A 25,508-nucleotide genomic window follows, 5' to 3' on the forward strand; every position below is an offset into this window, starting at 1 on the left:
AATTGATTTCTTCCAGGGGATTAATTAAAATCAGATTCGGTGATTAACTCAATGGCCTTTCTCAGATAGGCGTCAGGTCCAGCAACGGGAACTTCAAGTGCATTTTCAATTTCATGATCAGGCAAAAGCCCCCTATTTGAAGTCTTTTGTTTAGCTGAGGCCGGAAAACTGATGAGATATCTGGGTATTCCAATTTTTAGATTTGAATGAGGTAAAATGATTTCCTGTGTCGATCCCGCCGCAAAGCCTTCGTATCGTGTTCCTGTTTCTTCACCAATCATGTTCGCATTACCGTATTCTTTCAGGTACCTGGCCAAGGTATTTCCAGCAGAATAAGTCTTCCCATTTATCAGAACATATATCTCACCCTTGAAAGCCAGTTTTGAGGGATTCGGCTTTTTGTAAGTTTTCTCTTGCTGATCCCATGAGATCGTTTTTTTTACAAAGGGATCATTGATTGATGACTTTGAGATGAAAGGAATCATATCATCTGCGAACTCGTTCCTGCCACCTGTATTATTCCTGAGATCAATGACCAGGTGTTTGATCTCCTTGTTTTGCAACTCTTCAAAGATGGTTTTATACATCTTTTTGGATTTAACACGGTACTTGTTGACTCTTCTAAAGTCAAATGAAGGCAACTTCAAATAGGCGTATTGCGCATGATAATCCAAATCATAAAACCCTTGTTCATTTGTCGCGGTATTACCTGGCTCAGATGGGTAGTATTTTCTTAAGTTAGTCACTAAAGCCTCCCGTACCAGCGCAGCACATGACACGATTTGCTCCACTCCTTTTTTATCGTAAAAGGTGATCTCAAAGGTCTGGGGCTGTTCGAGGTATAAATAATACAATGTGGAAAATCGATCTTCTATTTTCCGATGGGCGTACGTCAGGATGTCTCCATCCGAAGGAACATGCTTGACTAATTCACGTAAGATCTGTTCGGTTTTGACACCATTGATAGCTATGATTTCATCTCCTCTCTCAAATGGCTGTTCATCCGTAAAATCTCCGTAGACATAGAGCCTTTGTGCTCTGATCTTTACTTGAATGGGCAGATAGGCATAAGTATTGTTTCCAAACCCTTGATGAAGCTCATCTTCCCAATCATGCACCACAAAATGGCCTTCATTGGCCATGGCGCACAGTTGACTTACCAGAGAGAAAAAATGTAAGGTAGATCGTTCTTCGCCCGCGGATTGACTGATGAGTTGATTGGATCGATGATCAAATTCCGGGTGATAATATGAAAGCGCAGGATTATATGTCTTAATGTTATCCGCTAGATAAGTCAAGTCGTCATTTACCTGAGATGGTTCAAGGTTTTGGGCTAAAACCTGAGTGAAACCAAATAACCAAGCGAATAAGACCAGATTCCTCATCTCCACGAATTTGGCGTCAAATCATCCATGAAAGAGAGAGATTTGACGGAAATTTATACGTCTAAAATATCGGATTCTGCAGCTGATTGCAAGCAAGGAGATTCTTCCTATTAACAAACACCAGACTGGCCACACCTAATCAATCTGACCAATAAGTCTCATTTTGAGAAATCTTCTGCATAAATCAGGAATACGGACAATCACTCACCCTGCTTTGCTTGCCATTCTTTGACGATGGCCGGCAATTCATCTCCTTCTGCTACAAAGAGCAGAGAAGCAGAATTCATACAATAACGCAGCCCAGTAGGTGCCGGACCATCATTGAACACATGTCCCAGGTGAGAGCCACTTCCGGTATCTACGACCTCTGTACGGACCATGCCATGACTTCTGTCAACGATCTCTGCAACAGCATTGTCTTCGATGGGCTTGTAAAAGCTTGGCCATCCTGTCCCTGATCTGTACTTATGCTCCGAACTGAACAAAGGCTGGCCGGTAGCCGCAGAATAATAGATCCCTTTTTTCTTGTTGTTCCAGTATTCTCCCGAAAAAGCCCGTTCTGTTCCCTGCTCACGCAGTACGTAAAATTGAAAATCCGACAATTGTGATTTCCATTCCGTGTCAGTTTTTTGGATGGGGTATGAGTTTAATTCCTCTGTTGAACCGGATTTTGTCTGGCAAGCCCCGGTAAGGAATGCAAGGACTAGCGTAAAGGCAATCGATAATCTCATAGTATTCTAATTTTCTTGCGATAACGGAAGGTTAAACCATTTGTTTACTAATCTCTTCAATTAACTATACAATTGCCCGAATAGATATTTTAATTGTCGTTTCCCCGATAGGTTTTGGGTGGGAAGGATTCACTTTCATAGTTTCATCTTTCAAAAAAGCTATCAGAATTCACGAAGTAACTTAAGCTCCTGTTCTACCTGATATTGTGAATTTTCCATGACGATTTTCGCATTCACATTACCATCCTTTAATTCAGAAACAGGCATGTCCACGAGTCCACGTCCTTTCTTTACTTTTATCTCCTTACCGTTAATGTAAATTTTTGAAAACTTCTCGACATTATCACTGATAGCAACAAAAACTACTTCACCCTTGATTCTTTTGGAACTAAACTCTGTTGGGATGAAAATTAGCTCCAATCGATCAAAGGCTACTTCCATTATTTCAATTCTGGATTGATAATAATTCAGCAGTTCAATTTCTAATAAGGATAATTGAAGTTGAAAATCCTCATCTGATGAAGTTGCAGTCAGGTTAAAAAACTTGTTCAGGAGACTTGATTGCACTTCCATTTCCTCGATGAATACTGAAGTTCGTTTCAGTATTTCTTCTTTAGGAAGAACGTGAATAGAATCAAATAAATTAGACATCTGTAAATTCAGGTCCTTCATTTTAGCTAGCACCCGCATATCCTCACTCATTTGACCCTTCTCCTCTACGAGTATTGTTGCCGATTCGATAGTCTTGTCCGAATATGCCCTGATCCAACGATGATCAGTTTGATTAGTGTTGCCGCAGCCATAGACTAAAATCACAGCAACTAAAATGAAATGTTTCATGATAGCGTAATTTCGATTTTATCCTTCAAAAAGTTCATTCGAGTTTTGGGTATATCTATTTGACAGATATCTCAATCCCCCACACGCACGATGTTCTTCGGCCATGGATCGGGAAACTGGTGTCCGGAGTGCATCAGGTCTATTTCTTCGTCAGTAAGGAAGCAAGCCTTTAAGGCATCAGTAAAGCGGTCTACTTGTCCCTCATCTCCAATTACTGTCAGGTCACAGCATCGATCCCCGAAGCGACCAGGCTCTTTCTCCAACATCTTCTTCAATTCCTGGATCTCGAAATCAGAGATGTTGGGATTATCCTCTTCAACAACTCCTGCACGCCAGTAGCCGATCAATTCCAGGCTGATGCTACCTGCGGCCTGATTCCATAGCAGAGATAGTTTATCACGACTGGCCAGCCAGAAGAATCCTTTACTGCGATAAATGCGCTGATCAAGGTGCTGATGGCAAACGTCCCAGAGGCGTTGCGGATGGAAGGGCCGGTCATCTTTGATGACCCGTGTAGCCAGATCGTAAGGTCGGTCCGCTTTTTCCTCCTCTTCCTCCAATACGGGCTTCAATTCTTTGACCAGTTTGCCAATCTTGAAGTAGTTGTATTCCTCCAACTCAAACAAAGAATCGATTGCGAGCTTGCCAAAGAAAACAGAATGCGTTGAAGCATAGGGGTTGATCTGTCGAATGTAGGAGGCAATTTCTGTCAGCCGACCTTCCTCGATCCGGTCTCCTTTTGTGAGGATCAAATGACTGCAAAACATGATTTGCTCCACTAACAGGTTGGTCGTGTCACGCTTGCCTTGTGTCAGGTTTCGTTGTAAGCGGGGAATAAGACTCTCACCGTAGTTATAATCATGCGCCAGCATCAAACTATCTACCAGAGCAAACATACCTACAAGCTGAACTTGCTCATGGCCATTAAAGTATTCGGTCAATGGAAGTGGATGGCAACTCCCGGATGTCTCTATAATGATGAGATTAGGGCTTTGAGTAGATAACAACTTTTCAAGCGCCTGATCAAGTAATTCCAATCCCTTCTTACTGCTTAAAACATAACCATGAATGGACTCCATGATCTGATTGTTGTCCTCCACAGCATCCGTACCCGCAATCAATTCGCCATCTACATCCAATTCGCTCATGTCATTGACAATGGCACAAACGGGAATGTTATTCTTCTTGGATTGGGCCAGTAATTTTCGGAAAAGCGTTGTTTTCCCCGATCCCAGGAATCCATTCAGGACAACTGCTGGGATTCGGTTTGAAGCATTATTTTCTGTTGTATTGCTCACTTGATATTTTTCAATTTAAAGACGAATAACTGGATTGAGGTTGATATGGGTTCAATCATTAAAATAATCCCAGGCCAACTTTGCAATCCTCGCGATGATTTCCTGATTGGTGTCATCGGTTTCCATAGAATCGCTCACAAATACGCTGATATAGAAATAGGTTCCGTCTGGCAAAAAGACGATCCCGATGTTATTCACGGCTCCAGAGAGCCCTTCCTCATTCTTTCCTGAGTATCCGGTTTTATGTGCAACGACCGTAGACGCTGGAAGGAACCCCCGAATTCTTTTCTTGCCAGTCTGAGTATCTTTTAAAATCTGCAGCAAAAATTGATGGCTTTCGTCGCTCCAGGTATTTCCTTTGTTTTCATGGAAAATTTGGAGTAACTGGTTTGCCGCATCAACAGTTGTCCAGTTCTCATATTGAATATGCCATTTGTCTTGCATGACAATTTCCGGGTACTTGATCGCAATATCCTTAACTCCCAGGCTATGGATATAGTCATGAACCACTTCAGTGCCTCCTACCAACTCAAAAAGCACATCACAGCCTACATTGTCACTCCAGGCCACGGTATACCGAACAACCTCCGCTAAACTGATTTCAACACCATCAGGAAACTTTTTACGAAGTGGACTCCATAAGTGCTGATAAGTTTCCATGAAGGACTTATCAATTGATATTTCTTGATCGAGGCTAAGCTTTCCCTGATCTACCTGATGCAATACCGCGAGTGCCAGATGAAATTTATAAACACTCTGCATCGGCAGGTGCTTACTGCCATTGACACTGATCTTATCTTCCGGTTTATTCCCCCAGATAGCGACACCAACCGTTGCTGATTTCCCGTCAATTACCTCATTGATAGCTTGTTTGAGGGTGTTGATATCCTGTGCCTCAACCTTGGCGAGAACGAATAAACCAAAGAGGAAAGTGAAGGTTATTTTTTTGATCATAATGATTACACTAGCTGCTCCAAAGTTAGGATGCTAAGTGTTGGTAAGGTGCACTCATTACCGATGCATCTACAAAAAAATATTACTCCTCACAACAATCCGGATACTCCACCTCCGATTGTTGAATATGTTTCCAATTGATCAGGTGTGCAATCGCAACCAATGATCCCCCAGCAGCCATCAATGGAACTTCCAAAGCTTCCGAATGGATCAGCTGACCAGCACTGATCATTAGAAATCCTAATCCAGCAACGATCAATGACAGGGGCTTATGGTGATGTTTCTTGTAGCCATGCGATAAAGATGAAATAGCAATTGCAAAACTTGCGGCAATGAAAGAAAATTCAATCCATGGATTCTCCAGCACTTCAAGACCAGCTAATGGTGCGAATGTGAGTAAAAAAGGTAATGCGATGCAAGGCACAGGTCATAGACGCACTGAAACCAATAAAATCTATGTGCAGTCCTACGAATCTATTTTTCATATCTGTGTTTAAACTCCGAAGCCGCCGGGTAATCCGAGCGTTAATTCATATTAAAAGGCGGCAAATATAGAACCATAACAATCATAGATGCAACAAAGTTGCGTTTAAGAATGATAGTTACTTAGTTTTGTTCTCAATTGACTGTATCAAACATCATGGTTAGACTGGTTTTCATTTTCTTTTTCTCTTTCTCAATGGCTTTTCCGATGCTCGCACAAACCAAAATCAACTGGAAAACATTGCAGGACGTAGACTGGTCCGAAAAGTATAATGAGGAATATGATGCTAATTTTCACTATCCAAATTTCGGTGAGTCGGTGAAGGAACTGGAAGGTCAGGAAATCATTATCAAGGGCTTCATGCTGATCATGGAATCTGAAGCAACATTCCATATTCTTTCCCGATATCCATTAGCGTCTTGTTTTTTCTGCGGAGCTGCCGGACCTGACTCTATTGTACAATTAGAATTAAAACCGGGGCATCCTAAATTCACAATAGATCAGCGAGTGGCCATCAGGGGAAAATTAAAATTAAATCAGGATGACTTTGATCAATGCAATTTCATTCTCACAGATGCTGAACCATATACTAAATAACTTTTTATCTTCAGCAAATTGGTTAAAAGGCTTCTTTTGTCACCTTGGCACCAGTTATGATAAACGCTAATTTATTAACATCGCTGTTGTTTAACTCGAGTTTTCCCGTCACCGCCAGACGCTGATCAGTTCGAAACGAAGGAGCTTCAGTTTCCAACGTTACCATCGCAACGGATTCAACTCCTGCGTGTCCACAATAGAAACAACTGGAATTGGGAAATCGCGAAATGATGATGACCGAATCCCATTTCGAATAAGGCAAAAAGTAACCAGACAATTTGATATCACTACCTTCCATCTCCAGGATATCCGGTGTGAAAACGGGTAAACGATAATGACTGCTGGCTGATTCAACATACTTCCTTTCCGAAGTGATTTCAGCAAACATCTTCCAATGACTGAAGGAAGCATCGTCAGATGGGGCATGCCAACTAGGGCTATCTTTCTCTAAAACGAAAAAGTACACCATCGCAGCAATGGATACTACGAAAGATACTTTCCTCAAAATATTTTGCCTATTCATCTCGATTTGGGAGAAAATTAGTTTTTGATGCTTACAATTGCAACCATGTTGCATTTTCAAGACCCAAAATGACGTGGAGCAAGCAAGAATAGGCATCATTAATGTTTCCGATCGCGCCATTCGGGGTGAGTATGAAGACCTCCCGGGAAAAGAGGTAAAACGCCTTCTAGATCTGTGGCTGGTGTCAGAATGGGAGGCAGTTTACGCGGTAGTCCCTGACGAACAAGATCAATTAGAAACGGAGATGATCCGGATGGTAGATCAGGAAGGTTGTTGTCTCATCGTCACAACAGGAGGCACGGGACCGGCCATAAGAGATGTGACTCCTGAAGCCACCATGGCTGTTAGTGAAAAACTGCTTCCCGGATTTGGAGAGCTGATGCGACAAGTCAGCCTTCAATATGTACCTACCGCGATCCTCTCCCGACAGACGGCTGGTATCCGTGGTAAATCCCTGATTGTCAACCTTCCAGGAAAACCCAAATCGATTAGTGAGTGCCTGGAAGCAGTGTTTCCTGCTATTGCATTGATCTGATAGAAGGCCCTTATCTGGAAACTGATGAAACACACATGAAAGTTTTCAGGCCTAAAAAAGGATGAGTAATCCAATAAACGAAAAGTTAAAGCCCGGATCATGCATCAACAGTGATCCGGGTTTCATCATATTTACTGACGTATAAAGCCGTAAGGCCAAAAATTCGAATAGAGATGAAAATTATTCCAATGGTTCGATCAATGCTAATCTTGTGGCTTTCGGGATTGATTTTCATCAATTGCCAACCTAAACAAGTAAAATCCCCTTTCCTCACGGGCCGGGGTACTGGGATCGATGGTGCCACTTTAATGGTCAATGACCTGGAAGCGGCAATCACCTATTTTGAAGATACCCTTGGTTTCAACATCAGAGGAAGTGGAGACGAAGGTCCATTTGCTGGGTCCATCACGGCTTCCATCAACCTGGGAGACATGACTACCTTCGAACTGATGTCAATGGCTGACTCGCTGGAAGAGAATAAAAAATCGGAATTCATGCAGTCATTCCTTGATTCCAACGAAGGCGTTCGTTTATACTCCTTATCCACTTCTTCCACCGATTCCACCTTGTTGGGCCTCACTTCGATTGGTCATCAACTGGACTCCATCCAATCTTACCGCACTTCTTCAGAAACTCCAGAAGGCTGGTCCTGGGATGATGGATCTCCAAAACGAAGAAGTTTAGATTTCAATGCAACAGATCCGCCTGCATTCCTTCCCAGGTTCATCGAAAAGATCGATTATGGATATGCTGATGTTCAAAAGGACTGGAGGACATATTACATCTATCGTCGGTGGTTCAATGACCATCCGAATGGAGTGGTAGGCACATCCGCAATTCGGATAGCAGTAGCAGACCTTATCAAAGCGCATAAGACTTATCAGGAAATGGGACTTGAGCTAATCGAAAAAAGTGATTCGATCATCCGGTTTCAGGTGTTCAGGCATCAGGAATTGCATTTGGTCTCAGCGAAAAACAACCCGCAACTCACAGCATTTGTCACATCGCGAGGAGAAGGTGTATTCGCCGTAAGATTTGACGTTACTAATCTGGATTCTACTTACCAGTACCTGGAAAAAGAACTACCTTCAGAGGCGATTTCCAGAACTGCAGAACATGTGATTATTCAACCAGAACATGCGTTCGGGGTTCAATTGGAATTTGTGCAAGAGCCTGATTCTCAAAGTCAATTGGCAAAAAGGTTGACACCAGAAGATGAACTGGACAGTCTGGCCCTACAGCATGCTTCAGGACTTTACGACAAGTACTGCTCCTTGTGTCATGGGTCAGACCGAGAAGGATACGCCGCTGACCATGCGCCTTCGCTTCGTTCAAAATCGTTGCTTGCATCGAGTAAGGAAACGAATTTCATGCGATATACCATGCAGTACGGTCGTGCCAATACGGCCATGGCGGGCTATCTTAACACGCAAGGTGGACCGATGGAATACATTGAAATTGAGCTACTCCTGGAATGGCTTTATCAGGTAAGCGAAGTGGATGAATCCGTAGAAATTCCCAGAGATCCGGTACTTGGCGATGTAGCATTGGGTGCTGAACTGTATTCCAAAAATTGTTCGGTTTGTCATGGAGCAAACGGAGAAGGCATTTCAGCCCCGGCATTAGGCAATCCGATGCTGTTGGCTACAGCCACTGACCATTTCCTTCGATATGCTATTGCCCAAGGGCGTGATGGCACACCCATGATCGGATTCAAGGACAGCTTAAATGCCAAGGAGATTGATGGATTAACCGCATTTTTGAGAAGTCGAGCGTCCGGATGGGACATTCCCGAGTCCGATACCGTTTCCGTCCCCTCACCCGAGGAATATGTGCTCAATCCCGATGCAGAAGATCCGGTTTTCGAATTAAAAGACGGTAAATATGTAGCTGCGGAACAAGTGAACCGAGCGTATCAGGACAGCTTGCGCATGATCATTTTGGATGCGCGATCAGAAGTGGCCTGGCGTCAGACGCACATTCCGGGTGCAATACCTGTCCCGTACTATGAAGACCCTGAAAACTTCATCGATGACATTCCCAATGATGGCACCCAAATCGTGATTTACTGCGCATGTCCCCATGCAGCTTCCAATCGTGTGAGGAATACCCTGAAACGTAATGGCTTTGAAAATGCGGTAATCATCGATGAAGGTATCCTGGTTTGGGCGCAAATGGGATATCCGGTGAGGAATGGGAGTTAAATTTGAGTCTCTACTAACTCTATATTCAAAAACGATTTTTAAAAAATCCCCCTTGCCCCCTGTTTAAGTGGGATTATCCGTGTTTTTGAATGCTTGCTAATGCTTCTTGCGGCCTACGTTTGTGTCCTCACAAACGTGAAATAATCGCAATCCAACACTCGTTCGTGAAGACTCGAACGAGGGTAATAAAGGCTAGATGGAAAGGAATCTTACGCCGACGTTGTGTCCTCACAAACGTGAAATGAAAGTAGCTACAACCGAAAACTCGTTCGTGGAGACACGAACGAGGGCAATAAAGGCTAGATGAAAAGGAATCAATACAAGTACAGTGCCTTCATCCGATCCAGGTCCTGAGTACTCAGTCCAAGTCCGTCTCGAAGGTAGTTCTGAATCGAACCGTATTTTGATTTCATCAGTTTGTAAGAGGAATTCAGGTAATTGGGTCGTACATCCATGATCGCTCGTGAAGCCGCTGTTTCAATACCCAAAATATGTGCACCCAGTCGGGCATTCCGCTCCATCTTCTCATGCCGATAATAATTGGAGAGTAAATACTCCTGCATGATCACTTCTTCTGACACCCCAAGTGCGGACAGTATTAGCGCAGTAAGCAACCCCGTTCGGTCTTTGCCAGCGGTACAGTGATAGACCAAACTATTGTTATCCTCATCTAGCAATAAATTGAATACTTTGGCGAAATCCTTAGCACCCTGATCGGCGAAGCGCTCCATCACCGTTTCCATTTTACCTGCTCCGTTAAATTCTTCTGCAGTCTGCTTTCTGATCTCTTTATTGGTTCTCTCTAACTCTTCATCGGTAATCCCGGAAATAGGAATGTGTATCCAATCTACTCCTTGATTTGGTGGAATTTTATCAGGCGCATGGTCTACCTCTCCTACCGTTCTCAAGTCCACGACCGTTTTGATATTGAGCGTTTTCATGGCTTCAAACTCATCGTATTGAAGCTTTTCCAGCTTACCCGATCGATAGATCTTTCCCCATCGCACCTGCCGACCGTCTACCGTCCTGATCCCTCCGAGATCTCGAAAGTTTAGCACTTTTTCAAATTTGATCTGTCGATGTGAAACGACAAGTTGCGTCGCACTATCCAGGTGAGACATGGATGCCTCTGGCCGATGTTGTGCCAGAGAAATTACATCATTAGGTTCGTTTACTAATTCATCAGCTTTTGAACCTTCCAACTTCCATCCGGAAGACAACCATTCCTCAAAATAGGGACTATCAATCGCAGGCTCCTTTAAATCGTAAGGAGGTATGGGTAATCGCTCATAAGGCTTACAACCTCCAGCAAGAGCAATCAGGAGAATCATCACAAGCAAAATCCTCGCAAATCGTATAATTATCATGAAATAGTTGGCTTTTGACCTTTCGCTTTTACGCTACTCTCCAAAACTTGTTTTCGATAAAATAGGAAAAATACAATTTGCAATTTTCACTGACTCAAAAACTCCTGCTCCGTCAATGGTTTATCCAGCATTTGCCATTCAGTCTTTGCAGGAAAGTGTGTTTTGATCAGGTCTTCAGGACTGATAAACAGGTAATAGAGATTTGGTTTTCTTTTGATCACTTGTTCTCCTTTAAGCTTTGATCTGCTTCCCCAGGTCGTATCTATCAAATTCCATTCGTCATTGAGTTTTACCCTATTCCAGGAATGGCGGGCATTGGAATCCAACGCACCTGTAAACGTATTTGTCCTGGCATAACCAGCCAAAAACTCTACTTCTAAACCAGCCAAATCGCACAATTCCACAAATAGCCGGGAATACTCCGAGCAAATTCCTTTTCTGGAAAAAAAGGAGTCTGTAAAAAGGTAAAGATTTTGTGTCTTATCATAAATAGCTTGATCGTATGCAATATTGAAAGTCATCCAGTAATAGATACTTTCTACCATTTCGGCATCGTTGCTCGCCTCAAGTTGAAGGTATTTGATGAATCGTTTTTTACTCCTTTCGTATTTATCCGGAATGTCAACCACATGGTTGTAAAGCCGATAGTTGATGGAATCCTTCGCCTGTATAGTTGGTCGAAAACAGATCAACAGGACAACTGTCGCAAAAAGTCTTATGATATCGGTTTGCATCAAGATGAATTTAACATAAATCAACCATAGTCGCATGAATTTAAATCATCAGCGGATCCTGATAGTTGCCTAAAGCTTGTACGCGTTTTCAACGCGAATATTTAAAGTCACGCGATTTATTTTAATCGCGCGACAGCTAAGAATCAACAACGTGCCTGCTAATCACTTATTCTATAACCATACCATTCGACAATACAATATGAATATCCCGGCTATGTCGTATGTCTTCTAATGGATTGGCATTTAAGAGCACCAGGTCTGCTTCCTTACCGATTTCAATGGTTCCGGTTCGATGATCAATACCCAGCATTTCAGCACCGTTTAACGTAGCTATTCTGAGCACTTCCGCGTGGGTCAGCTCACAATCTTTTAGTAACGCTAATTCATCATGAAAACTATCTCCGGGAACAATCCACGGATTATTGCTATCTGTTCCAGCAGTGAGTAAAACGCCCCCATCATGGAGTTTTTTCACGAACTGCTGCACCTTTGGCCATGCGCGCTGGGCTTCAGTGAAATGCTGCTCCGACCAACCGATATTAAAATTAAAAGTGGTCTTCCAGTTCTCTACCAACTCTTTCGGAAGCTTATCCAACATCGCATTGGAAGTATACTTCGGCGTATTTCCAAAGAACGTGGCATGAAAAACCACCAGGGTAGGATCAATCGAAGTATGGTTTGTTTTCAAGGTCTGAATCAATTCAGATATTTCTTGACTACCTAAATCCACATACTCAAACCATTTGTAGAATCCAATGGCCCCCATCATGGCCGCCCTTCGATAATCATCTCTATGCATTTCTGGTAGATATCGCTCATGCGCCGGCACAATATGGACGATGTTATCCACTCCCAGTTCGGACGCTTCTGTCCATGACGTAGTATGTAAATGCGCAATAGTCTTGAGTCCTAAGTTTTGAGATTCATTAATAGCAAACCCAAGTAAATCTGGAGTCAGTGAAGTATATAGCTTAATAAAGTCCACACCAGATTCCTTTTGCAGAAGTATTTCATTCCTTACTTCATCTTCGTTGGTCACTTTTACCGTCAGATTAATGAATTCCAGGGTATCCAAAATATCGCCTGCTACAAAGAATTCAGGCCCTAAGAGCTTTCCTGACTCGATATCCGATTTTGCCCTGACCGTTAATTCCGTTTTTCCTCCCGGGTCTCTGGCAGTAGTGATCCCATGTTCTAACAATAGTTTAGCGCTAATCTCAGGCAGACTATCTGATGGATTTAAACGAAGCGTCGGTTTCCTGTTGACAAAAGACAAATCCGCCGGTCCCATGGTTTGGTGAACATGGGTCTCTATGAAACCGGGAGACAAATATTTGCCCGTGCCGTCAATTACCTTACCTGCATACTTCAATTTTCGGCGCTTCTTAGTTTTGGCCATCCGGACAATCATACCATTTTCAATGAGAATATCCTGATTTTCACTAAGTATGCCTTTTTCTACATCGATGACATGTACGTTGTAGATCAACAGGTCTTGTCCGACGACATGACGCATGGAAATAATAGCTACTATGATTCCCACGATGATGATTTTTATGACTTTCATTTTAAGGATTGTTTGGAGACATCAGTAATGAGATCGAGCTGTTTTTTACATTTCAAAAAATATTTTTTCATCAGTGTAAAAAATCGAGGAAGAGCTGCACTAATCCCCACGGAGCCTAATAGGGAGCATGAACCAAAAGGAAAAACAAGCGCGATTCAATCTCTTTTTGAAAGAGCACCGGGGTATCATCCATAAGTTGTGCCGTGGATATGCCAATTCCGTGCAGGACTTTGAAGACAATGTACAGGAGGTGTACTATCAACTTTGGAAATCCATCGATCGATTCGAGGGCAAATCAAAGTCAGGCACCTGGGTCTATCGACTGACCCTGAATGTTTGTCTTTATAACCTGAGTAAGAGGAAAAAAAGGGTGGATCATCCAACAGAAGCACAAGTCATTCGGGATTTGCAGGAACAAAATCATGAATTTTTTAAGCCTGATAGTCCCGTAAAAATATTGTACGAATCCATTGCCTTGTTGCGTCCCATAGACCGGACCATTATCATGCTCTATCTGGAGAAAAAAGATCTCCGGGAAATTGCGGATGTCGTTGGGTTAAGCGCTACAAACGTCGGAGTAAAAGTCAATCGAATTAAGAAAAAATTAAAAGAAATTGTTGATGAACGATTTGCAAGAGATATGGAATGACATTCCCGAAAGTCCTTCGGATGAGAAAGTCGTGGAAAACATTATAAGTGGAAAGTCAGTATCAGAAATCGACCGATTCAAAAAAGTATTGAAGGTTGAAATGTTGGCTTCTTTTGGTCTCTTGATCCCTTTTTGGTTCGCAGTAGACCTGATGGGTGTTGAGTTATTTGTATTGGTCTGCCTCGTTTCCATTGTCGGTGGAATCCTAAACCTGAGTACCCTCTGGCGCTTGAAAAGGCTAGAATTATTGGATGAACTACGGGAATTCCTCACGAATTGTATCCGCATCTTGAAGTCCTTTGTCATCACCTTTATGCTTACCGTAGAAATTTTCGCCTGCATTGTGGTGGTGTCCGCAAAATCACGAATTGCTCCAAGCCTTCCTTGGGGTGAATGGTTGTCTGCATCCAGCGGTGTGCTACTCATCTTTTTACTGATCATCATCAATCTGACACTTTTCGGATATGCCTGGTTTTTTTACATCCGAAGGATCAAGTCTTTATCGGGCTTACTGAGAGAAATAAATGAGGCTGAAGTGGATGCTGAAGCTTAAACTTTTCCATTGGTCGCAAACAAGTAAGAAGTGGAGATATGCCTACTTTCGCAGGAACTAAGCGACCTCCAAATAGAGTTAATCTCGCGGGGCTATGCCTATTCTCGTCAAAAGATTGCCGCAACTCCCGAATAGCCATCTCGGAAGTCTCGCAATGACGAGATAAACAAGTAATTATGGAAGCAATCATCACCATAGTAGGGTTTTTAGGAGCAGGTAAAACCACCTTGCTCAAGCAATTGACCAATCGTTTTTTGCAGACAGGTTGGAGTCCATATATCATCCTCAATGACTATGAAAATGCTTCCCTTGACATGCAGCAGTTCCTGGAAAAGCTGGGTCCGAAAGAGATCATGCCACTCAATGGCAGTTGCATATGCTGCAGTGGTATCGGTGAACTTCGATATTACGTCAACAGCATCCCGGAAAGAGAAAATGGCATTACCCTGATTGAAGCGAATGGCACCTCCGATGCATGTTCATTGATGGGTTTTCTAGGAGTTGGATTGGAAGATCGGTTTTTACCTCCGGTACAGGTTTCTGTGGTGGATGTCAAAAACTGGCAACGACGAGCCGAACACAATGAATTAGAAAGGAATCAAATCCAGGTCTCTTCCCTGATTGTGCTCACCCATCTGGAAAATACCCGACCTGAGAGACAAGTGGAAGTCAGAGAAGGCATCGCCGAACTGAATCCTACCGCGGAGATCATCACCTCAGACGAAATCGATGTATCGCTCCTTCCTAAACTTGTGCCTTCTACCAATAAAGCCGCAAAGTTGGATCACCTGAAAGCCCACTGGTCTTCATGCTCCATCGACCTCCCTGTTTTGCCAGACATGAGTTGTATTCAACACATCTGCAAAGAATTACCCAAAAGCATGCTCCGCGTAAAAGGCTGTACCAAAATAGGTACAGAGGAAAACTACACATTCTTTGAGCGCACCCCGGACGGAACCATCAACATTCGCCCCTTTTACGGCGAACCAACTACCGGACCCAAACTGCTAACGGTAGGGCCTGGTAGTGAATATTCGGTGTTGGAGAAGGCAATCGAAGGGAATTTGGCTGCGGTAAAAGCATAACTTCAATCAATTGCCAAGCATCCAGCGAACCAATTCTTCCTGATCTACAATGGACCAACTATGGGGGTGCCGGTCGCCATTGGCACGGTAGCCTTTGTCCTCAGTAGTAATGTATTCTACCCTGGTATTCGGTAGTTCCTCAGCTAACTGCGTCGATAGCTTCTCAATCCAATGGGCATTCATATCTGTTGGTTCGTTTTGTCTATTGTCCTTCCACCACTGTGCATCGGGTTCGGAATAAAACCGGATTTTCACACCATCTAAACTTGAAAGGTTCTCGATGTTTTTCGTTTCCGAAGTGTATGGAGAATGTTCTTCGTAAGGTTCCTTATCCTTTTCAGGAGGACCAAAAAAGTGATCAAAGAACCGCACCAAAAAGGCAGCTTCCTGCATGGAGGCTTGAGAAAACTGTCGGGTAATATTCCGCTCACATAACCGATAGAGTTCCAGCAAGTCAACCGGTGAATCCACCACAAATACACCTTGGGGTTGCACGGATAGCTCGTTTGCTACCAGATAATTAGAAAGCAGTAAGGCAATGTTTCCTCCACTGGAAAAGCCTCCAATATGTACCTTATCTGTAGATAGATTGAGGGTATTAAAAATAGCAACCAACCTTTCACTCAATGATTGTTTCTCCGCATCCGTGAGCCACAATTTTCGATTGTAGTTCATGTACACTACGGACAGTTGATGCATTTTAGCAAGTTCCAAAAAATCAAATTCCTCCTTGATGTCAGTCGCCCGTTGAGGAAATCCACCAAACAAAACAAGCGTAGCCTGTCCTCCATCCTCAGGAAAGCTGACTTCATAGTCTTCCGCCATGTTATGTTTATAGACAGGGGATTTATTTGTCAGATCTTGTGCTACTGTGTGCTTGCTACAATAGCAGATCATCAGGGTCAAGAAAATAGTAAGGTGGTTCTTCATACATCAAAGACAAGGACATTTGAGAAGGAATAAAAACTATGGAGCACATCCCTTTTTGAATTAACAATAAATGACAACTGCCTTACAGTCTTCAATTGTAGCCCTGGCCCACTTTGAATACAAGGATGTCAAACTATCCGGTAATCCCGTAGAAGGATTCCCGATCGAAAACGGTCCCTTGTTGATCTAAGTATTGACGGTCGAAGTGAAGGAACCTTAGCTCACGTGCAATAACTCCATTTTTCCATTATTTGTGACCTATAAGGCAGGCGTATTCTCATATTTTTACGAGGCCCCTCCATATGAGGTTTTTGGCCATTCGGGTTGTTAATCCCAAAAGCCCACCTCATGCGACACCTTACCTATTTTTTCATCTTCCTGTTTTTTGTCACTTCTTGTAGCTCTAATGAGGAACCACCTCTGGTGCTTACCACAATACGAATTGTAACGGACCAGGGGATCAGGCTAGATGTCGTTTCCTCCGAACAAACCACCTTGCAGTTAGACGGATTTGACCAGAACAATCAACCTTTTGAGATCAATGATGAAATCCTCTGGTCTGTTGAAAATGATCACGCCACCATCACTCAAAATGGCGTACTTACGGCCCAATCGGTAGGTACAGCGATTGTCGTAGCGCAGGTTTCCGACCTCCGGGCCGAAGCCAGCCTCTCGATCTGGGACAGTTCAGCTCCACGAACCGAAATATACGTCAGTGACGTGGGCAATGACAGAAACGGGCCGCATCGTATCTGGAGATATGACGAGAACGGAGAACATCCCGAAGCATTCATCTCTACCGCCTTATCCAGACCTCAGGACATCATCTTTCTGGAAGATCAGCAGATCGTGCTGGTCTCAAATCTCGGCGGTAACAACATCAATCAATACGATATTGAAACAGGTGAGTTCAAAGGCACCTTTGCCGCCAACCTTAACGGACCCACACGGATTGATATTGGGCCTGACCGGCTCATCTATGCCATTCAGTGGAATGGCGGACCAGTTCGCAGATACGAGCAAGATGGGACCTTTGTCGATGACTTTACCGATACCTCGATCGATGAAGCCATCGGTATGGCGTGGGATAATCAACGCAACCTCTATGTCGCTTCATTCAATGATGGCGGAAGTGGATTCGTATTACAATTCGATCCGGAGGGCAACCAGATCGGCACATTCATCAATACCAATCTGGTGGGGCCCACGGACATTTGGTTTGATGGATCGGATATGCTCGTCAATGATTGGTCGGCTAATAGTGTGAAAAGATTTGATTCGGAAGGCGTTTTTCTGGAAACCTTTATCTCCGGGGTTGCGCAACCAGAAGGCGTGGCCACATTGAATGGAAATCTCCTGCTGGGAGCCAGTGGCAGTTCCTCCGTTCCCATGTATACCAGCAATGGCTCCTTTGTAAGTAACCGTATCACGCCGGGCAAAGGAGGCTTGATCACTCCAAATGCTGTAGTCGTGAGGAGAGTCAATCCCTGATCATACACGTGACCATCCAGCTTACGCTGGTAGCACTTACTTTTTCTTTACAATCAATGCGGAGATAAGCGCGACAATCATACCGATGGGCAACACTTCGAAATAAGAAAATAAAACAAGGAAGAACGGGTTCTTTGTCATTTCCTTAAAACTTGCCATCTGAGCTGTTGTGGCCTCTACCTCACTGGCCGGCGCATTTTTAATCATATAATCCGCATAGACGTCCATGAAATCCGGCACTACAAAATGATAATACAGCAGACCCAAAACCACGTAATAGGTAGAAGCTACGAAACAAATTAAGGCACCTGTTTTCAAGGCTTTCAGAAAACTAATTTGGCCATCCAGCAACTTGTTTCTGTAATTCCTTACGCCAAAATAAATCACTGAAAACACAATGACCATGGTCGCATATCCAATTACATCGTTCCCTACATAGTCGGGATTGGAATACATCATGTCCATGTGGAATATGGAATTCGTCGCTAATACTAACCCGATCACACTGCCAAAAATTAAGATGACCTTCTTCATAGGTATTCGATTTAAATTTCCAGTGAAACTAGAATGTTAGCGGATAAAGCACTTCATACTTTGGTACCGATTGTGCCTAAATCATAAATGTCATACCAAAGTATTATTCCACAAGTTCCAATTCTTTGGCCCTGGTGATGGCCTGGAACCGGCTATTGACGTTCATCTTGGTAAAAAGGTTGGAAACATGCGTTTTTATGGTACTTAAGGACAAGAACAAGTGGTCAGCTATTTTAGAATTGCTATGCCCTTTCGCGATCAATTGTAAAATTTCAAATTCTCTATTGGTAAGAGCAAGCTCCCTCAAAGCCGCTTCATTTAAAATGAATGTTTTGGATTGCGGTACGATTACTTTTTTCTCTACGATGACAGTTTCGGTTTTTGGCTTGATACTTTGCGAAGCGATCCACACTCCTAACACGGTAAAAACTACTGCTATCAAACCGATGTAAATATCTATGGCATTATCCAGTATCAAAAAATTCCATTGCAGCCACTTCAATCCGAATATAAGCGCGGCTAAAATGAGACCGTAAAGTAGAATATGTTTTAGTTCACGAGTCACTTGCATTCAAAATGAGCAGATGCATTAGATAATTCCTGAGAAAGATAGCCAATTTCCTCGAAGACAATTCGGATGATTAATGGTGATCTTCGGCATAGAAAGTTATACGAATGAGGTTGTTTCCTTCACCTCATCATTATTGGTCTTTCCTGGAGAATGGACTATCATTTTTACTTCTCCCAAATTTTGCGAACAAGTTTTAACATCGGAAGTTTCGACATATTCAATTTAACTTTTTCAGGATCCTTATTTGATCGATTGACAAGTTCTTCCTTGTGGTGATTTTCCTTCTCAGCTTTTTCTAGTGCTTTTATTTCAAGTTTCCATAATTCATCTTCATCAGGGGGTTGGATCAAATCAACCCCACCTTTATGAGGAACCTGAACATAATCTTTAGGGGGAGTCAGTAAATCCTGTTCGCACCTTTTTGAACAGAGATTCGCAAGCATAGGTATTGTGTCGGTCCCAACATAGGCGCTGATCCACATTTGGTTGGTCGTTTCGTAGGTTAGTTCTTTTTCACACACACTACATCTCAAAACAGCCCCATCATACCTGACAGGATTATGATCCAGCGATGGGAAAGTCATTCGATTTTTGTAGTTACCATACAGCGCCCTCGTACTGATTCGACTGTCCTTTAATTGCTTGCATTTGGTTAGCTCATATGGCAACCAGTGTAAATCATAGGAGGTATAAGGATCAAAATATTCGAGGGATTCCATTTCCCCAATTTCGGGCGGAATTCTCTTCAGAGCACTTCCGTACAGCCCAACTTTTCTGACCTTCTTGAGTTTGGAAATGGTCTCTGGCAAGGTATGAATCTGTGCAAATAATTCATCTCCCAAAAACTCCCTCGGCACAAACTCATCTTCCCCATTTTCAGCAAGTTCTTCTATGTATTCACAAAGCTTCCGCCAGGCTTTTGTTGTTCTATCCTGTACCTTATTCTGTATTTCGGAATTGCTGCTATTCATGATGTCCTGGTGTGATTTCTTCTTATCAAGTTAATATGAAAAAAAGAAGAATGATTTCTTTAGATCGTAATTGGATTGCGCATGTGCTTTAGAGGCATTTGAATGGACAAAAAGCAAGTTGTGGCGAGTGGGGGGTTGTTTTACATTAGTGTTTCAGACAATTGGTTTATTCCCAAAAGCAATTAGTCTAGTCGTTTTCATTGAACGTAAATTCTTCATCACCTAGGGACACTGTTGTTCGAAACCCTTGCTTTATCAAATCAAACCCCAGGTTGTACGGTTTCTCTGTGCCCGATGGTAAATACGCAACATAAACCGCTGTTCCTTCATAAAAAGTCATTTTCATTCCAATTATTCCAAATTCATCGGGTGAGCAGAATTGGTATGTGAATACATGTGGGTTAGCCCCACGTATAGCTAAAGCTCTTTCTTCTAATTCAAATCTTCTAGCAATGAAATTTTTCATTGTTTCATCGTTCTTTTCTTGAAATGTGGCAAACCCAAGCAGTATTGTAATCTTTCCATTAAAGTTTTTCTTGTACTCATGCCGATAAAGCCCGTAGGAAATATTCTCAAAACAATCTATTAAGCGATCAGTATTCATATTCCCCTGTAAAACTGGAAATTCGATTCCTGACTTAGTCCGTACGACACCTGACTTTGCATTTCTGACGATCTCTTTATTCAAAAAATCTTTGCTTTTTCTCCGAAATGCTCTGTTAATCTTAGTACGTGTTTGTAGAAATCCAATAAGGTTATTTTGGAATAGACTCGTAATTGATAACATTAAAAACTCATCATCCTTGGACTTTCTTGAGTTATGCAGATCGCATGATGGAACCGTTATCAAATTTTCTCTAAGGTTAAGTTTAACGTCCTTAAATTCGGGAAAAAGGCATAACGGAGGAACATGTTCTCTCGAGTTTGCTGGCTGTCCACACCGATAGCAATAATCTAGCTCCATGATGGATGGTAAATAATTAATGTGGGCAATGAAACTAGCATTTGCAAGCTGAACTTCTCCAAAGGGGTTAATACTATTTCTCTACACCTGCATAAATTCAATTCTTTTGATAAAGTAAATTCCTTTGAAGGCGTATGAGATACCTAAACATTCCACCAGTAATGAGAATGCTGATGGATAGACACTTTATAAAAGCTGGCGGCACATGACTAATACATATTAATTCTTACCTTCTAGGTGGCGGTGGTGGTGGATTTCTTGGTGTTGGAATATTTGTCCTCTTAGGGGTACTTGGAGGTGGCGGAGTGGGCCTTGTCGGTGGAGTTGGCCTTGGTGTTGGATTTGATCTCTCATTTGCCATTAGTCTTCAACAGTTACATTATAATTTGAACTTAGAAAGTTAGCCCACTCATTGCGTGCTAATCGTTCAACTTTTTTATTATTGTTCACCTTAATACTTTTTAGTTTGTCAAGAATTTGGAGTTCTTTGTCTCTAAGTTGAAAGTATTTCTCGGTTGCCATTTTTTCATCCTCGTTCGTTTCAAATTCACTCCAAAGTTTCTCGTAATCGAGATGAAGAGTTTCATAAAATATGTATGACTCTGCAAGTGTCTGTTTGTCTTTCAAATAAGGCAAAAATGGCTTGATGATATTAGTTAATTGTGAGGCACCAAGAATTGATGCCCAAACAATAGGGTATTCCTTCCAAATAAGCCAGGCGCCTATTGTTCCAGATGATGCAATTGCAACTGTTACATTGGCTATCCTATCAAAGGTTCGGATGTACGAATTGAAATGACTCAAATAAAGAGCCTGATATTTAGTTCGAATAAAGTTACCCCATATCTTTTCTCTCATAACTTTCGAGTGATGACTAAAATATCCATAGAACAAGTACAAATGCGTATTATGCTTAAGCGTTAAACCTTGGAGATCAATCCCAAGCGCTTGTTGCTGGAATTAAGTACAACTGTACTGAAACAGTGAAAATAAAACATACCCCTCCCATCACCAAGCCATTTACTGCGAAAAACCTAAAACCAACAACTAAGCGCTTATAGAGAGCTACCCCATTCCCCCACTCCTGCGAACCTGCTTCGTTCTACCTCTGTGATATTATAAACCAAAAACATCCGACAGCATTGCAAAAGCTACCGAGCGGGATTACACAGAAGTAGTAGAAGCACGTCAGCATATGCAACTTCAGCAACTGTTATCAGCTTTTGTTAGTGAAAATTCTAGTCTTTCTCTTAAAGTTCTGATCCCATTTGGACTGGAGTTCGTCTCCTTGAGAATTGTCAAGAGGTCCAGTTTTTTGGTTTTTAAAGAATGGGTCAGGACTCATAATTGTGCAAGAAATCCTTCTCTCTTTTTGCCAGTCCATATGATATTGAAAGCCATAAAGAGCTTCCAAGTTCAAATCCTGAAAAATATAGATCGCTCTCGCTTCGTTGTGACTCAAAGATTGATGAATCATAGTGAACGGACTCAAATTATCTTTCTTAAAAGCCTCAAGATTGTAATTGAATTCTTTCTTCTCATAATTAAGAAGTTTAAGTTCAGCCGTTAAGTTGCCAACACTTGGTTTTTTCGAAAAATCAAGAACAGTATAGTTCCAAAATTCCAAGCCACTATTGTTGACAGTTGACCAGTATAAATGCCATTTTCTTCTAAACGCTTTTATATCCTCTTCTCGAGATTTGAAGCCTTCTGGATTAAGCGAGTTCTTCAATATGTTATTGAAATCATCATACTGACTCTTCTTTTTGAAAATTTCAATCAAACCGCTAATTCCAGTACCTATTAGCGCCCCTCCAATTGAAGCGTAAATCAACTCCTTTGTCAAGGCTCCAACCCACATTAGGAGACCGCCCATAATTGAAATGATGAGGTAACTAAAGGTGGGAAAGTCGATTCGGTTCATATTCGCAAAATGATCGAGTGGTGATTGTTGTTGACAACATCAAAATAGAATGTTCTTTATTCCTTCTATTTCTAATATAGTAACTAAGCTAATGAGTTTTAGACGTATCTTGAAACGTTATCAACTAAATACCTTATCATTACGAATCCTGGGATTGACTCGGCGCTTAATTCATTAGCAATTGCATCGAAACAGATCGCGTTACATTATAACCCAACCACTCTTAGCAGAAAATCCAAAACGATCATCTAAGAACCGGGAACTTCCACACGCTTCACCTCTCCATAAGCCACGCTGTAGCGCTGAAAAGCTTCTTCCAGCCGTGTATGGTTGATGAGGGAAAGCAAAACGCGGATGGGGCCAGCGTGGCATACCACTACTACCCGTGTGTCGGTGCTTTGCAACAGGTTTTGGTACCAGGTATTGACGCGATTGACCAGGAGTTGCATGGATTCTCCGTTGGGTACCTGATGGTGCACAAAGTCCGCCATCCATGGGTCAAGTTCTTCTTGGTCAATAGCTGACCAGGGCCGGAGTTCCCAATCTCCAAAGTTCATTTCCATCATCTCAGCTGCTTCCGTCAATTTTGGACTGGGAATCATTTTTGCCAATGCCTTACATCGATCTAGAGGACTGGTGTACACTGCATCAATCTTGTCGGGAAGTTGTTGCAAGACCGCTTTCGCTTCTTCTGGAAAGTTGCCGGACAGAAGCACATCGGACTGCCCATAACAGATCTCTTTAGCAATGTCGGGGGTGGTGTGACGAACTAAATATATTTCCATAAGATCACTACGACGGCATAATACACTACTTCTACCATCTGCTGGGTAGCTCCCAGGCAGTCTCCGGTATATCCACCGATCCGCTTCTGAAAGAAGCGACTCAAATACATCTTGAACAAATACAAAGGCAATGGCACCAGGCACCACCACCAATCATTGGTCATGAAGGCAATCACCGCGGTGGGGATCAGGCCCACCAGAAGCGATACGATAACATTAGTGATCGAAAAGGACTTGGCTACGGGTTTTGCTTTGCTTTGCTCGTCTTCCCTTACATACTCATGGGTAAATATCACGGTACCGGCGATCATTCGACTGAGAGTATGTCCATTGATGACGATGAGTAACAACAGCAATGGGTCATATTTTGGGATGATCTGTATCAAAAGGGATACTTTCAACCCTAATAGGATCAAAAGCCCTACTACGGCATAAGTCCCCACCCGGCTGTCTTTCATAATGGTCAGGATCTGTTCTTTGGTCCAGCCGCCGCCAAAACCATCACAAACATCCGCAAACCCATCCTCATGAAAAGCGCCCGTAAACCACACAGAGATGGCAATAAATATCATGCTGGCAAACAAGGGGCTCACCATCCAATTTCCAGCCAACAAGCCTATTCCCGAGAGTGCACCGATGATCCAGCCAATCATTGGAAAATACCGTACCGATTTGTTGATGTACTCCGGACTGTGATCCACCCAGGACGGGGATGGGATTCGGGTGTAAAACATTAGCGCAGTGAAAAATATTTTGATCTCCTCTCTCATGTGGTAGAAGTACTTACACCAGCTGTATCAAAGCTGGCCATATCGTTTAACATATTTACTGCCATTTGCAGTAACGGATAGCTGGTCGCACAACCAGTCCCTTCTCCTAATCGCATGTTTAGTTCCAATAAAGGGTCGGCCTTCAGGTGAGCCAGCATACCGATATGGCCTTGCTCCTCTGAACGATGGGTAAACACGGCATAATCCCTGACCTCAGGTCGGATCTGTTGAGCAATCAGAAAGGCCGCGGTAGAGATAAAGCCATCTATCAGAAGCAGGCACTTACTGCTAGCACCAGCCAACATCCCTCCTACCATCTGGACCATTTCAAAGCCGCCGAAAGTCGCAAGGATCTCTTCAGGTTTTGTCGTGGCATCCAGCCCATGAAAGGTACTGACCTCTTCCAATGTTTGTAATTTCTGCTTTAGGAAATCATCCTCGGCTCCGGTTCCTTTGCCTACACAGGATGATAAAGGCAGGTCACAGACCGTACTCATGATCAATGAAGCGGCCGAAGTATTGCCGATTCCCATTTCTCCGAATCCAATCACGTTGGTTCCCTTTCGGACCAATTGCTTCACGATCTCCGCTCCTTTTCCAAGTGCCTGGCGACAGGTTTCGGGGGACATGGCCAGTCCTTGGCGATAATCTGTAGTACCCATACCCATTTTAGCGTTGACCAGATTGGGCGTTTCGCCGAACGCATGATTGACGCCCGAATCGACGACCATTACCTGCATATTCGCCACCTTGGCGAAGACATTGATCGCTGCCCCTTCTTGAAGAAAATTCATAACCATCTGATGCGTGACCTCTTGTGGGTAGGGATTCACCAGACCCGAGCTGGCTATGCCATGATCGCCAGCAAAGACGAGTACCACGGGCTTATTTAATGATGGGTTGAGACTGCCTTGAATTCGTGCCACCTGAAACGCCAACTGCTCCAATTTTCCCAAAGAACCGGGTGGCTTGGTTTTCAAGTTCAGTTTATTCCAAATCTCCTGATCAAGGGTAGTGTCTACGGATGCGATTGACCATTCTGAGTCATTGTTCTTCATGTTT

The 25,508-nt window shown here is 42.9% G+C and carries 26 protein-coding genes and 1 pseudogene; 7 read left to right on the top strand and 20 right to left on the bottom strand.

Annotation, left to right across the window (positions count from 1 at the left end):
• Positions 1-20: 20 nt before the first annotated feature.
• From R8G66_11195 to R8G66_11220, 6 genes are all read right to left on the bottom strand, one after another.
• Positions 21-1,385, bottom strand: coding sequence for a S41 family peptidase (locus R8G66_11195; protein ID MDW3192926.1), 1,365 nt, complete (start codon positions 1,383-1,385; stop codon positions 21-23).
• Positions 1,386-1,585: 200 nt separating this feature from the next.
• Complete coding sequence (gene msrB, locus R8G66_11200) at positions 1,586-2,116, bottom strand: peptide-methionine (R)-S-oxide reductase MsrB (GenBank protein MDW3192927.1); 531 nt, start codon at positions 2,114-2,116, stop codon at positions 1,586-1,588.
• Between the two features lie 162 nt (positions 2,117-2,278).
• Positions 2,279-2,956: a hypothetical protein gene (locus R8G66_11205; GenBank protein ID MDW3192928.1), complete on the bottom strand. Its 678-nt coding sequence runs from the start codon at positions 2,954-2,956 to the stop codon at positions 2,279-2,281.
• A gap of 71 nt (positions 2,957-3,027) precedes the next feature.
• On the bottom strand, positions 3,028-4,254 hold the full coding sequence (locus R8G66_11210) for a GTP-binding protein (GenBank protein MDW3192929.1): 1,227 nt from the start codon (positions 4,252-4,254) through the stop codon (positions 3,028-3,030).
• 51 nt (positions 4,255-4,305) lie between these two features.
• Positions 4,306-5,208, bottom strand: coding sequence for a class A beta-lactamase, subclass A2 (bla, locus tag R8G66_11215; GenBank protein MDW3192930.1), 903 nt, complete (start codon positions 5,206-5,208; stop codon positions 4,306-4,308).
• Positions 5,209-5,290: 82 nt separating this feature from the next.
• The gene (locus R8G66_11220; GenBank protein ID MDW3192931.1) at positions 5,291-5,632 is read right to left on the bottom strand and encodes a MerC domain-containing protein; all 342 of its coding nucleotides are present in this window, start codon (positions 5,630-5,632) and stop codon (positions 5,291-5,293) included.
• Between the two features lie 216 nt (positions 5,633-5,848).
• Between R8G66_11220 and R8G66_11225 the strand changes: the two genes are divergently transcribed.
• Entirely contained in the window at positions 5,849-6,289 is a 441-nt protein-coding gene (locus R8G66_11225) for a DUF3299 domain-containing protein (GenBank protein ID MDW3192932.1), read from the top strand.
• 22 nt (positions 6,290-6,311) lie between these two features.
• Here the strand turns inward: R8G66_11225 and R8G66_11230 are convergent, their stop codons facing one another.
• Positions 6,312-6,812: a hypothetical protein gene (locus R8G66_11230; GenBank protein MDW3192933.1), complete on the bottom strand. Its 501-nt coding sequence runs from the start codon at positions 6,810-6,812 to the stop codon at positions 6,312-6,314.
• Between the two features lie 73 nt (positions 6,813-6,885).
• Between R8G66_11230 and mog the strand changes: the two are divergent.
• Together mog and R8G66_11240 are read left to right on the top strand one after the other, a co-directional pair.
• Positions 6,886-7,412, top strand: a pseudogene (mog, locus tag R8G66_11235) (molybdopterin adenylyltransferase).
• A 108-nt stretch (positions 7,413-7,520) separates the two neighbouring features.
• A complete protein-coding gene (locus R8G66_11240) occupies positions 7,521-9,551 on the top strand; it encodes a c-type cytochrome (GenBank protein MDW3192934.1) in 2,031 nt (676 codons plus the stop codon).
• 314 nt (positions 9,552-9,865) lie between these two features.
• Here R8G66_11240 and R8G66_11245 read toward each other — a convergent pair whose 3' ends face one another.
• The 3 genes from R8G66_11245 to R8G66_11255 form a co-directional block, all read right to left on the bottom strand.
• Positions 9,866-10,918: a tyrosine-protein phosphatase gene (locus tag R8G66_11245; protein MDW3192935.1), complete on the bottom strand. Its 1,053-nt coding sequence runs from the start codon at positions 10,916-10,918 to the stop codon at positions 9,866-9,868.
• Between the two features lie 86 nt (positions 10,919-11,004).
• Complete coding sequence (locus R8G66_11250) at positions 11,005-11,652, bottom strand: transglutaminase domain-containing protein (GenBank protein MDW3192936.1); 648 nt, start codon at positions 11,650-11,652, stop codon at positions 11,005-11,007.
• A 166-nt stretch (positions 11,653-11,818) separates the two neighbouring features.
• Entirely contained in the window at positions 11,819-13,219 is a 1,401-nt protein-coding gene (locus R8G66_11255) for an amidohydrolase family protein (GenBank protein MDW3192937.1), read from the bottom strand.
• 127 nt (positions 13,220-13,346) lie between these two features.
• Between R8G66_11255 and R8G66_11260 the strand changes: the two genes are divergently transcribed.
• The 3 genes from R8G66_11260 (at position 13,347) to R8G66_11270 (ending at position 15,506) form a co-directional block, all read left to right on the top strand.
• Positions 13,347-13,868 (top strand): sigma-70 family RNA polymerase sigma factor, encoded by a 522-nt coding sequence (locus R8G66_11260; GenBank protein MDW3192938.1) that lies wholly within the window; start codon positions 13,347-13,349, stop codon positions 13,866-13,868.
• Complete coding sequence (locus tag R8G66_11265; protein MDW3192939.1) at positions 13,840-14,421, top strand: hypothetical protein; 582 nt, start codon at positions 13,840-13,842, stop codon at positions 14,419-14,421. The genes R8G66_11260 and R8G66_11265 overlap by 29 nt, the downstream gene beginning before the upstream one ends.
• Positions 14,422-14,597: 176 nt before the next feature.
• On the top strand, positions 14,598-15,506 hold the full coding sequence (locus tag R8G66_11270; protein MDW3192940.1) for a GTP-binding protein: 909 nt from the start codon (positions 14,598-14,600) through the stop codon (positions 15,504-15,506).
• Between the two features lie 6 nt (positions 15,507-15,512).
• Here R8G66_11270 and R8G66_11275 read toward each other — a convergent pair whose 3' ends face one another.
• On the bottom strand, positions 15,513-16,436 hold the full coding sequence (locus R8G66_11275) for a hypothetical protein (protein ID MDW3192941.1): 924 nt from the start codon (positions 16,434-16,436) through the stop codon (positions 15,513-15,515).
• Between the two features lie 348 nt (positions 16,437-16,784).
• Here R8G66_11275 and R8G66_11280 point away from each other — a divergent pair, with 348 nt between their 5' ends.
• Positions 16,785-17,927 carry a hypothetical protein gene (locus R8G66_11280; protein ID MDW3192942.1) on the top strand — a complete coding sequence of 381 codons (1,143 nt, stop codon included), beginning with the start codon at positions 16,785-16,787 and terminating at the stop codon, positions 17,925-17,927.
• A gap of 36 nt (positions 17,928-17,963) precedes the next feature.
• Here R8G66_11280 and R8G66_11285 read toward each other — a convergent pair whose 3' ends face one another.
• From R8G66_11285 to cobT, 9 genes are all read right to left on the bottom strand, one after another.
• Entirely contained in the window at positions 17,964-18,461 is a 498-nt protein-coding gene (locus R8G66_11285; protein MDW3192943.1) for a DUF4199 domain-containing protein, read from the bottom strand.
• 103 nt (positions 18,462-18,564) lie between these two features.
• Complete coding sequence (locus R8G66_11290) at positions 18,565-19,032, bottom strand: response regulator transcription factor (GenBank protein MDW3192944.1); 468 nt, start codon at positions 19,030-19,032, stop codon at positions 18,565-18,567.
• A 164-nt stretch (positions 19,033-19,196) separates the two neighbouring features.
• The gene (locus tag R8G66_11295; protein ID MDW3192945.1) at positions 19,197-20,003 is read right to left on the bottom strand and encodes a leucine-rich repeat domain-containing protein; all 807 of its coding nucleotides are present in this window, start codon (positions 20,001-20,003) and stop codon (positions 19,197-19,199) included.
• Between the two features lie 187 nt (positions 20,004-20,190).
• A complete protein-coding gene (locus R8G66_11300; protein ID MDW3192946.1) occupies positions 20,191-20,691 on the bottom strand; it encodes a hypothetical protein in 501 nt (166 codons plus the stop codon).
• A gap of 636 nt (positions 20,692-21,327) precedes the next feature.
• Positions 21,328-21,825: a hypothetical protein gene (locus tag R8G66_11305; GenBank protein MDW3192947.1), complete on the bottom strand. Its 498-nt coding sequence runs from the start codon at positions 21,823-21,825 to the stop codon at positions 21,328-21,330.
• A 358-nt stretch (positions 21,826-22,183) separates the two neighbouring features.
• On the bottom strand, positions 22,184-22,891 hold the full coding sequence (locus tag R8G66_11310) for a hypothetical protein (protein ID MDW3192948.1): 708 nt from the start codon (positions 22,889-22,891) through the stop codon (positions 22,184-22,186).
• Between the two features lie 248 nt (positions 22,892-23,139).
• Positions 23,140-23,676 (bottom strand): alpha-ribazole phosphatase, encoded by a 537-nt coding sequence (cobC, locus tag R8G66_11315; protein MDW3192949.1) that lies wholly within the window; start codon positions 23,674-23,676, stop codon positions 23,140-23,142.
• On the bottom strand, positions 23,661-24,446 hold the full coding sequence (locus tag R8G66_11320; GenBank protein MDW3192950.1) for an adenosylcobinamide-GDP ribazoletransferase: 786 nt from the start codon (positions 24,444-24,446) through the stop codon (positions 23,661-23,663). The genes cobC and R8G66_11320 overlap by 16 nt, the downstream gene beginning before the upstream one ends.
• Positions 24,443-25,504, bottom strand: coding sequence for a nicotinate-nucleotide--dimethylbenzimidazole phosphoribosyltransferase (gene cobT, locus R8G66_11325; protein ID MDW3192951.1), 1,062 nt, complete (start codon positions 25,502-25,504; stop codon positions 24,443-24,445). Before cobT ends, R8G66_11320 begins: the two co-directional genes overlap by 4 nt.
• Between the last annotated feature and the right edge of the window lie 4 nt (positions 25,505-25,508).

Source organism: Cytophagales bacterium (assembly GCA_033344775.1).
Lineage (GTDB): Bacteria > Bacteroidota > Bacteroidia > Cytophagales > Cyclobacteriaceae > JAWPMT01.

Excerpts from the sequence above, each read along its gene's own strand:
- R8G66_11195 (MDW3192926.1), bottom strand. The coding sequence starts at position 1,385 with ATGAGGAATCTGGTCTTATTCGCTTGGTTATTTGGTTTCACTCAGGTT.
- msrB (MDW3192927.1), bottom strand. The coding sequence starts at position 2,116 with ATGAGATTATCGATTGCCTTTACGCTAGTCCTTGCATTCCTTACCGGG.
- R8G66_11205 (MDW3192928.1), bottom strand. The coding sequence starts at position 2,956 with ATGAAACATTTCATTTTAGTTGCTGTGATTTTAGTCTATGGCTGCGGC.
- bla (MDW3192930.1), bottom strand. The coding sequence starts at position 5,208 with ATGATCAAAAAAATAACCTTCACTTTCCTCTTTGGTTTATTCGTTCTC.
- R8G66_11225 (MDW3192932.1), top strand. The coding sequence starts at position 5,849 with ATGGTTAGACTGGTTTTCATTTTCTTTTTCTCTTTCTCAATGGCTTTT.
- R8G66_11230 (MDW3192933.1), bottom strand. The coding sequence starts at position 6,812 with ATGAATAGGCAAAATATTTTGAGGAAAGTATCTTTCGTAGTATCCATT.
- R8G66_11240 (MDW3192934.1), top strand. The coding sequence starts at position 7,521 with ATGAAAATTATTCCAATGGTTCGATCAATGCTAATCTTGTGGCTTTCG.
- R8G66_11245 (MDW3192935.1), bottom strand. The coding sequence starts at position 10,918 with ATGATAATTATACGATTTGCGAGGATTTTGCTTGTGATGATTCTCCTG.
- R8G66_11250 (MDW3192936.1), bottom strand. The coding sequence starts at position 11,652 with ATGCAAACCGATATCATAAGACTTTTTGCGACAGTTGTCCTGTTGATC.
- R8G66_11255 (MDW3192937.1), bottom strand. The coding sequence starts at position 13,219 with ATGAAAGTCATAAAAATCATCATCGTGGGAATCATAGTAGCTATTATT.
- R8G66_11260 (MDW3192938.1), top strand. The coding sequence starts at position 13,347 with ATGAACCAAAAGGAAAAACAAGCGCGATTCAATCTCTTTTTGAAAGAG.
- R8G66_11265 (MDW3192939.1), top strand. The coding sequence starts at position 13,840 with ATGAACGATTTGCAAGAGATATGGAATGACATTCCCGAAAGTCCTTCG.
- R8G66_11270 (MDW3192940.1), top strand. The coding sequence starts at position 14,598 with ATGGAAGCAATCATCACCATAGTAGGGTTTTTAGGAGCAGGTAAAACC.
- R8G66_11275 (MDW3192941.1), bottom strand. The coding sequence starts at position 16,436 with ATGAAGAACCACCTTACTATTTTCTTGACCCTGATGATCTGCTATTGT.
- R8G66_11280 (MDW3192942.1), top strand. The coding sequence starts at position 16,785 with ATGCGACACCTTACCTATTTTTTCATCTTCCTGTTTTTTGTCACTTCT.
- R8G66_11285 (MDW3192943.1), bottom strand. The coding sequence starts at position 18,461 with ATGAAGAAGGTCATCTTAATTTTTGGCAGTGTGATCGGGTTAGTATTA.
- R8G66_11290 (MDW3192944.1), bottom strand. The coding sequence starts at position 19,032 with ATGCAAGTGACTCGTGAACTAAAACATATTCTACTTTACGGTCTCATT.
- R8G66_11295 (MDW3192945.1), bottom strand. The coding sequence starts at position 20,003 with ATGAATAGCAGCAATTCCGAAATACAGAATAAGGTACAGGATAGAACA.
- R8G66_11305 (MDW3192947.1), bottom strand. The coding sequence starts at position 21,825 with ATGAGAGAAAAGATATGGGGTAACTTTATTCGAACTAAATATCAGGCT.
- R8G66_11310 (MDW3192948.1), bottom strand. The coding sequence starts at position 22,891 with ATGAACCGAATCGACTTTCCCACCTTTAGTTACCTCATCATTTCAATT.
- cobC (MDW3192949.1), bottom strand. The coding sequence starts at position 23,676 with ATGGAAATATATTTAGTTCGTCACACCACCCCCGACATTGCTAAAGAG.
- R8G66_11320 (MDW3192950.1), bottom strand. The coding sequence starts at position 24,446 with ATGAGAGAGGAGATCAAAATATTTTTCACTGCGCTAATGTTTTACACC.
- cobT (MDW3192951.1), bottom strand. The coding sequence starts at position 25,504 with ATGAAGAACAATGACTCAGAATGGTCAATCGCATCCGTAGACACTACC.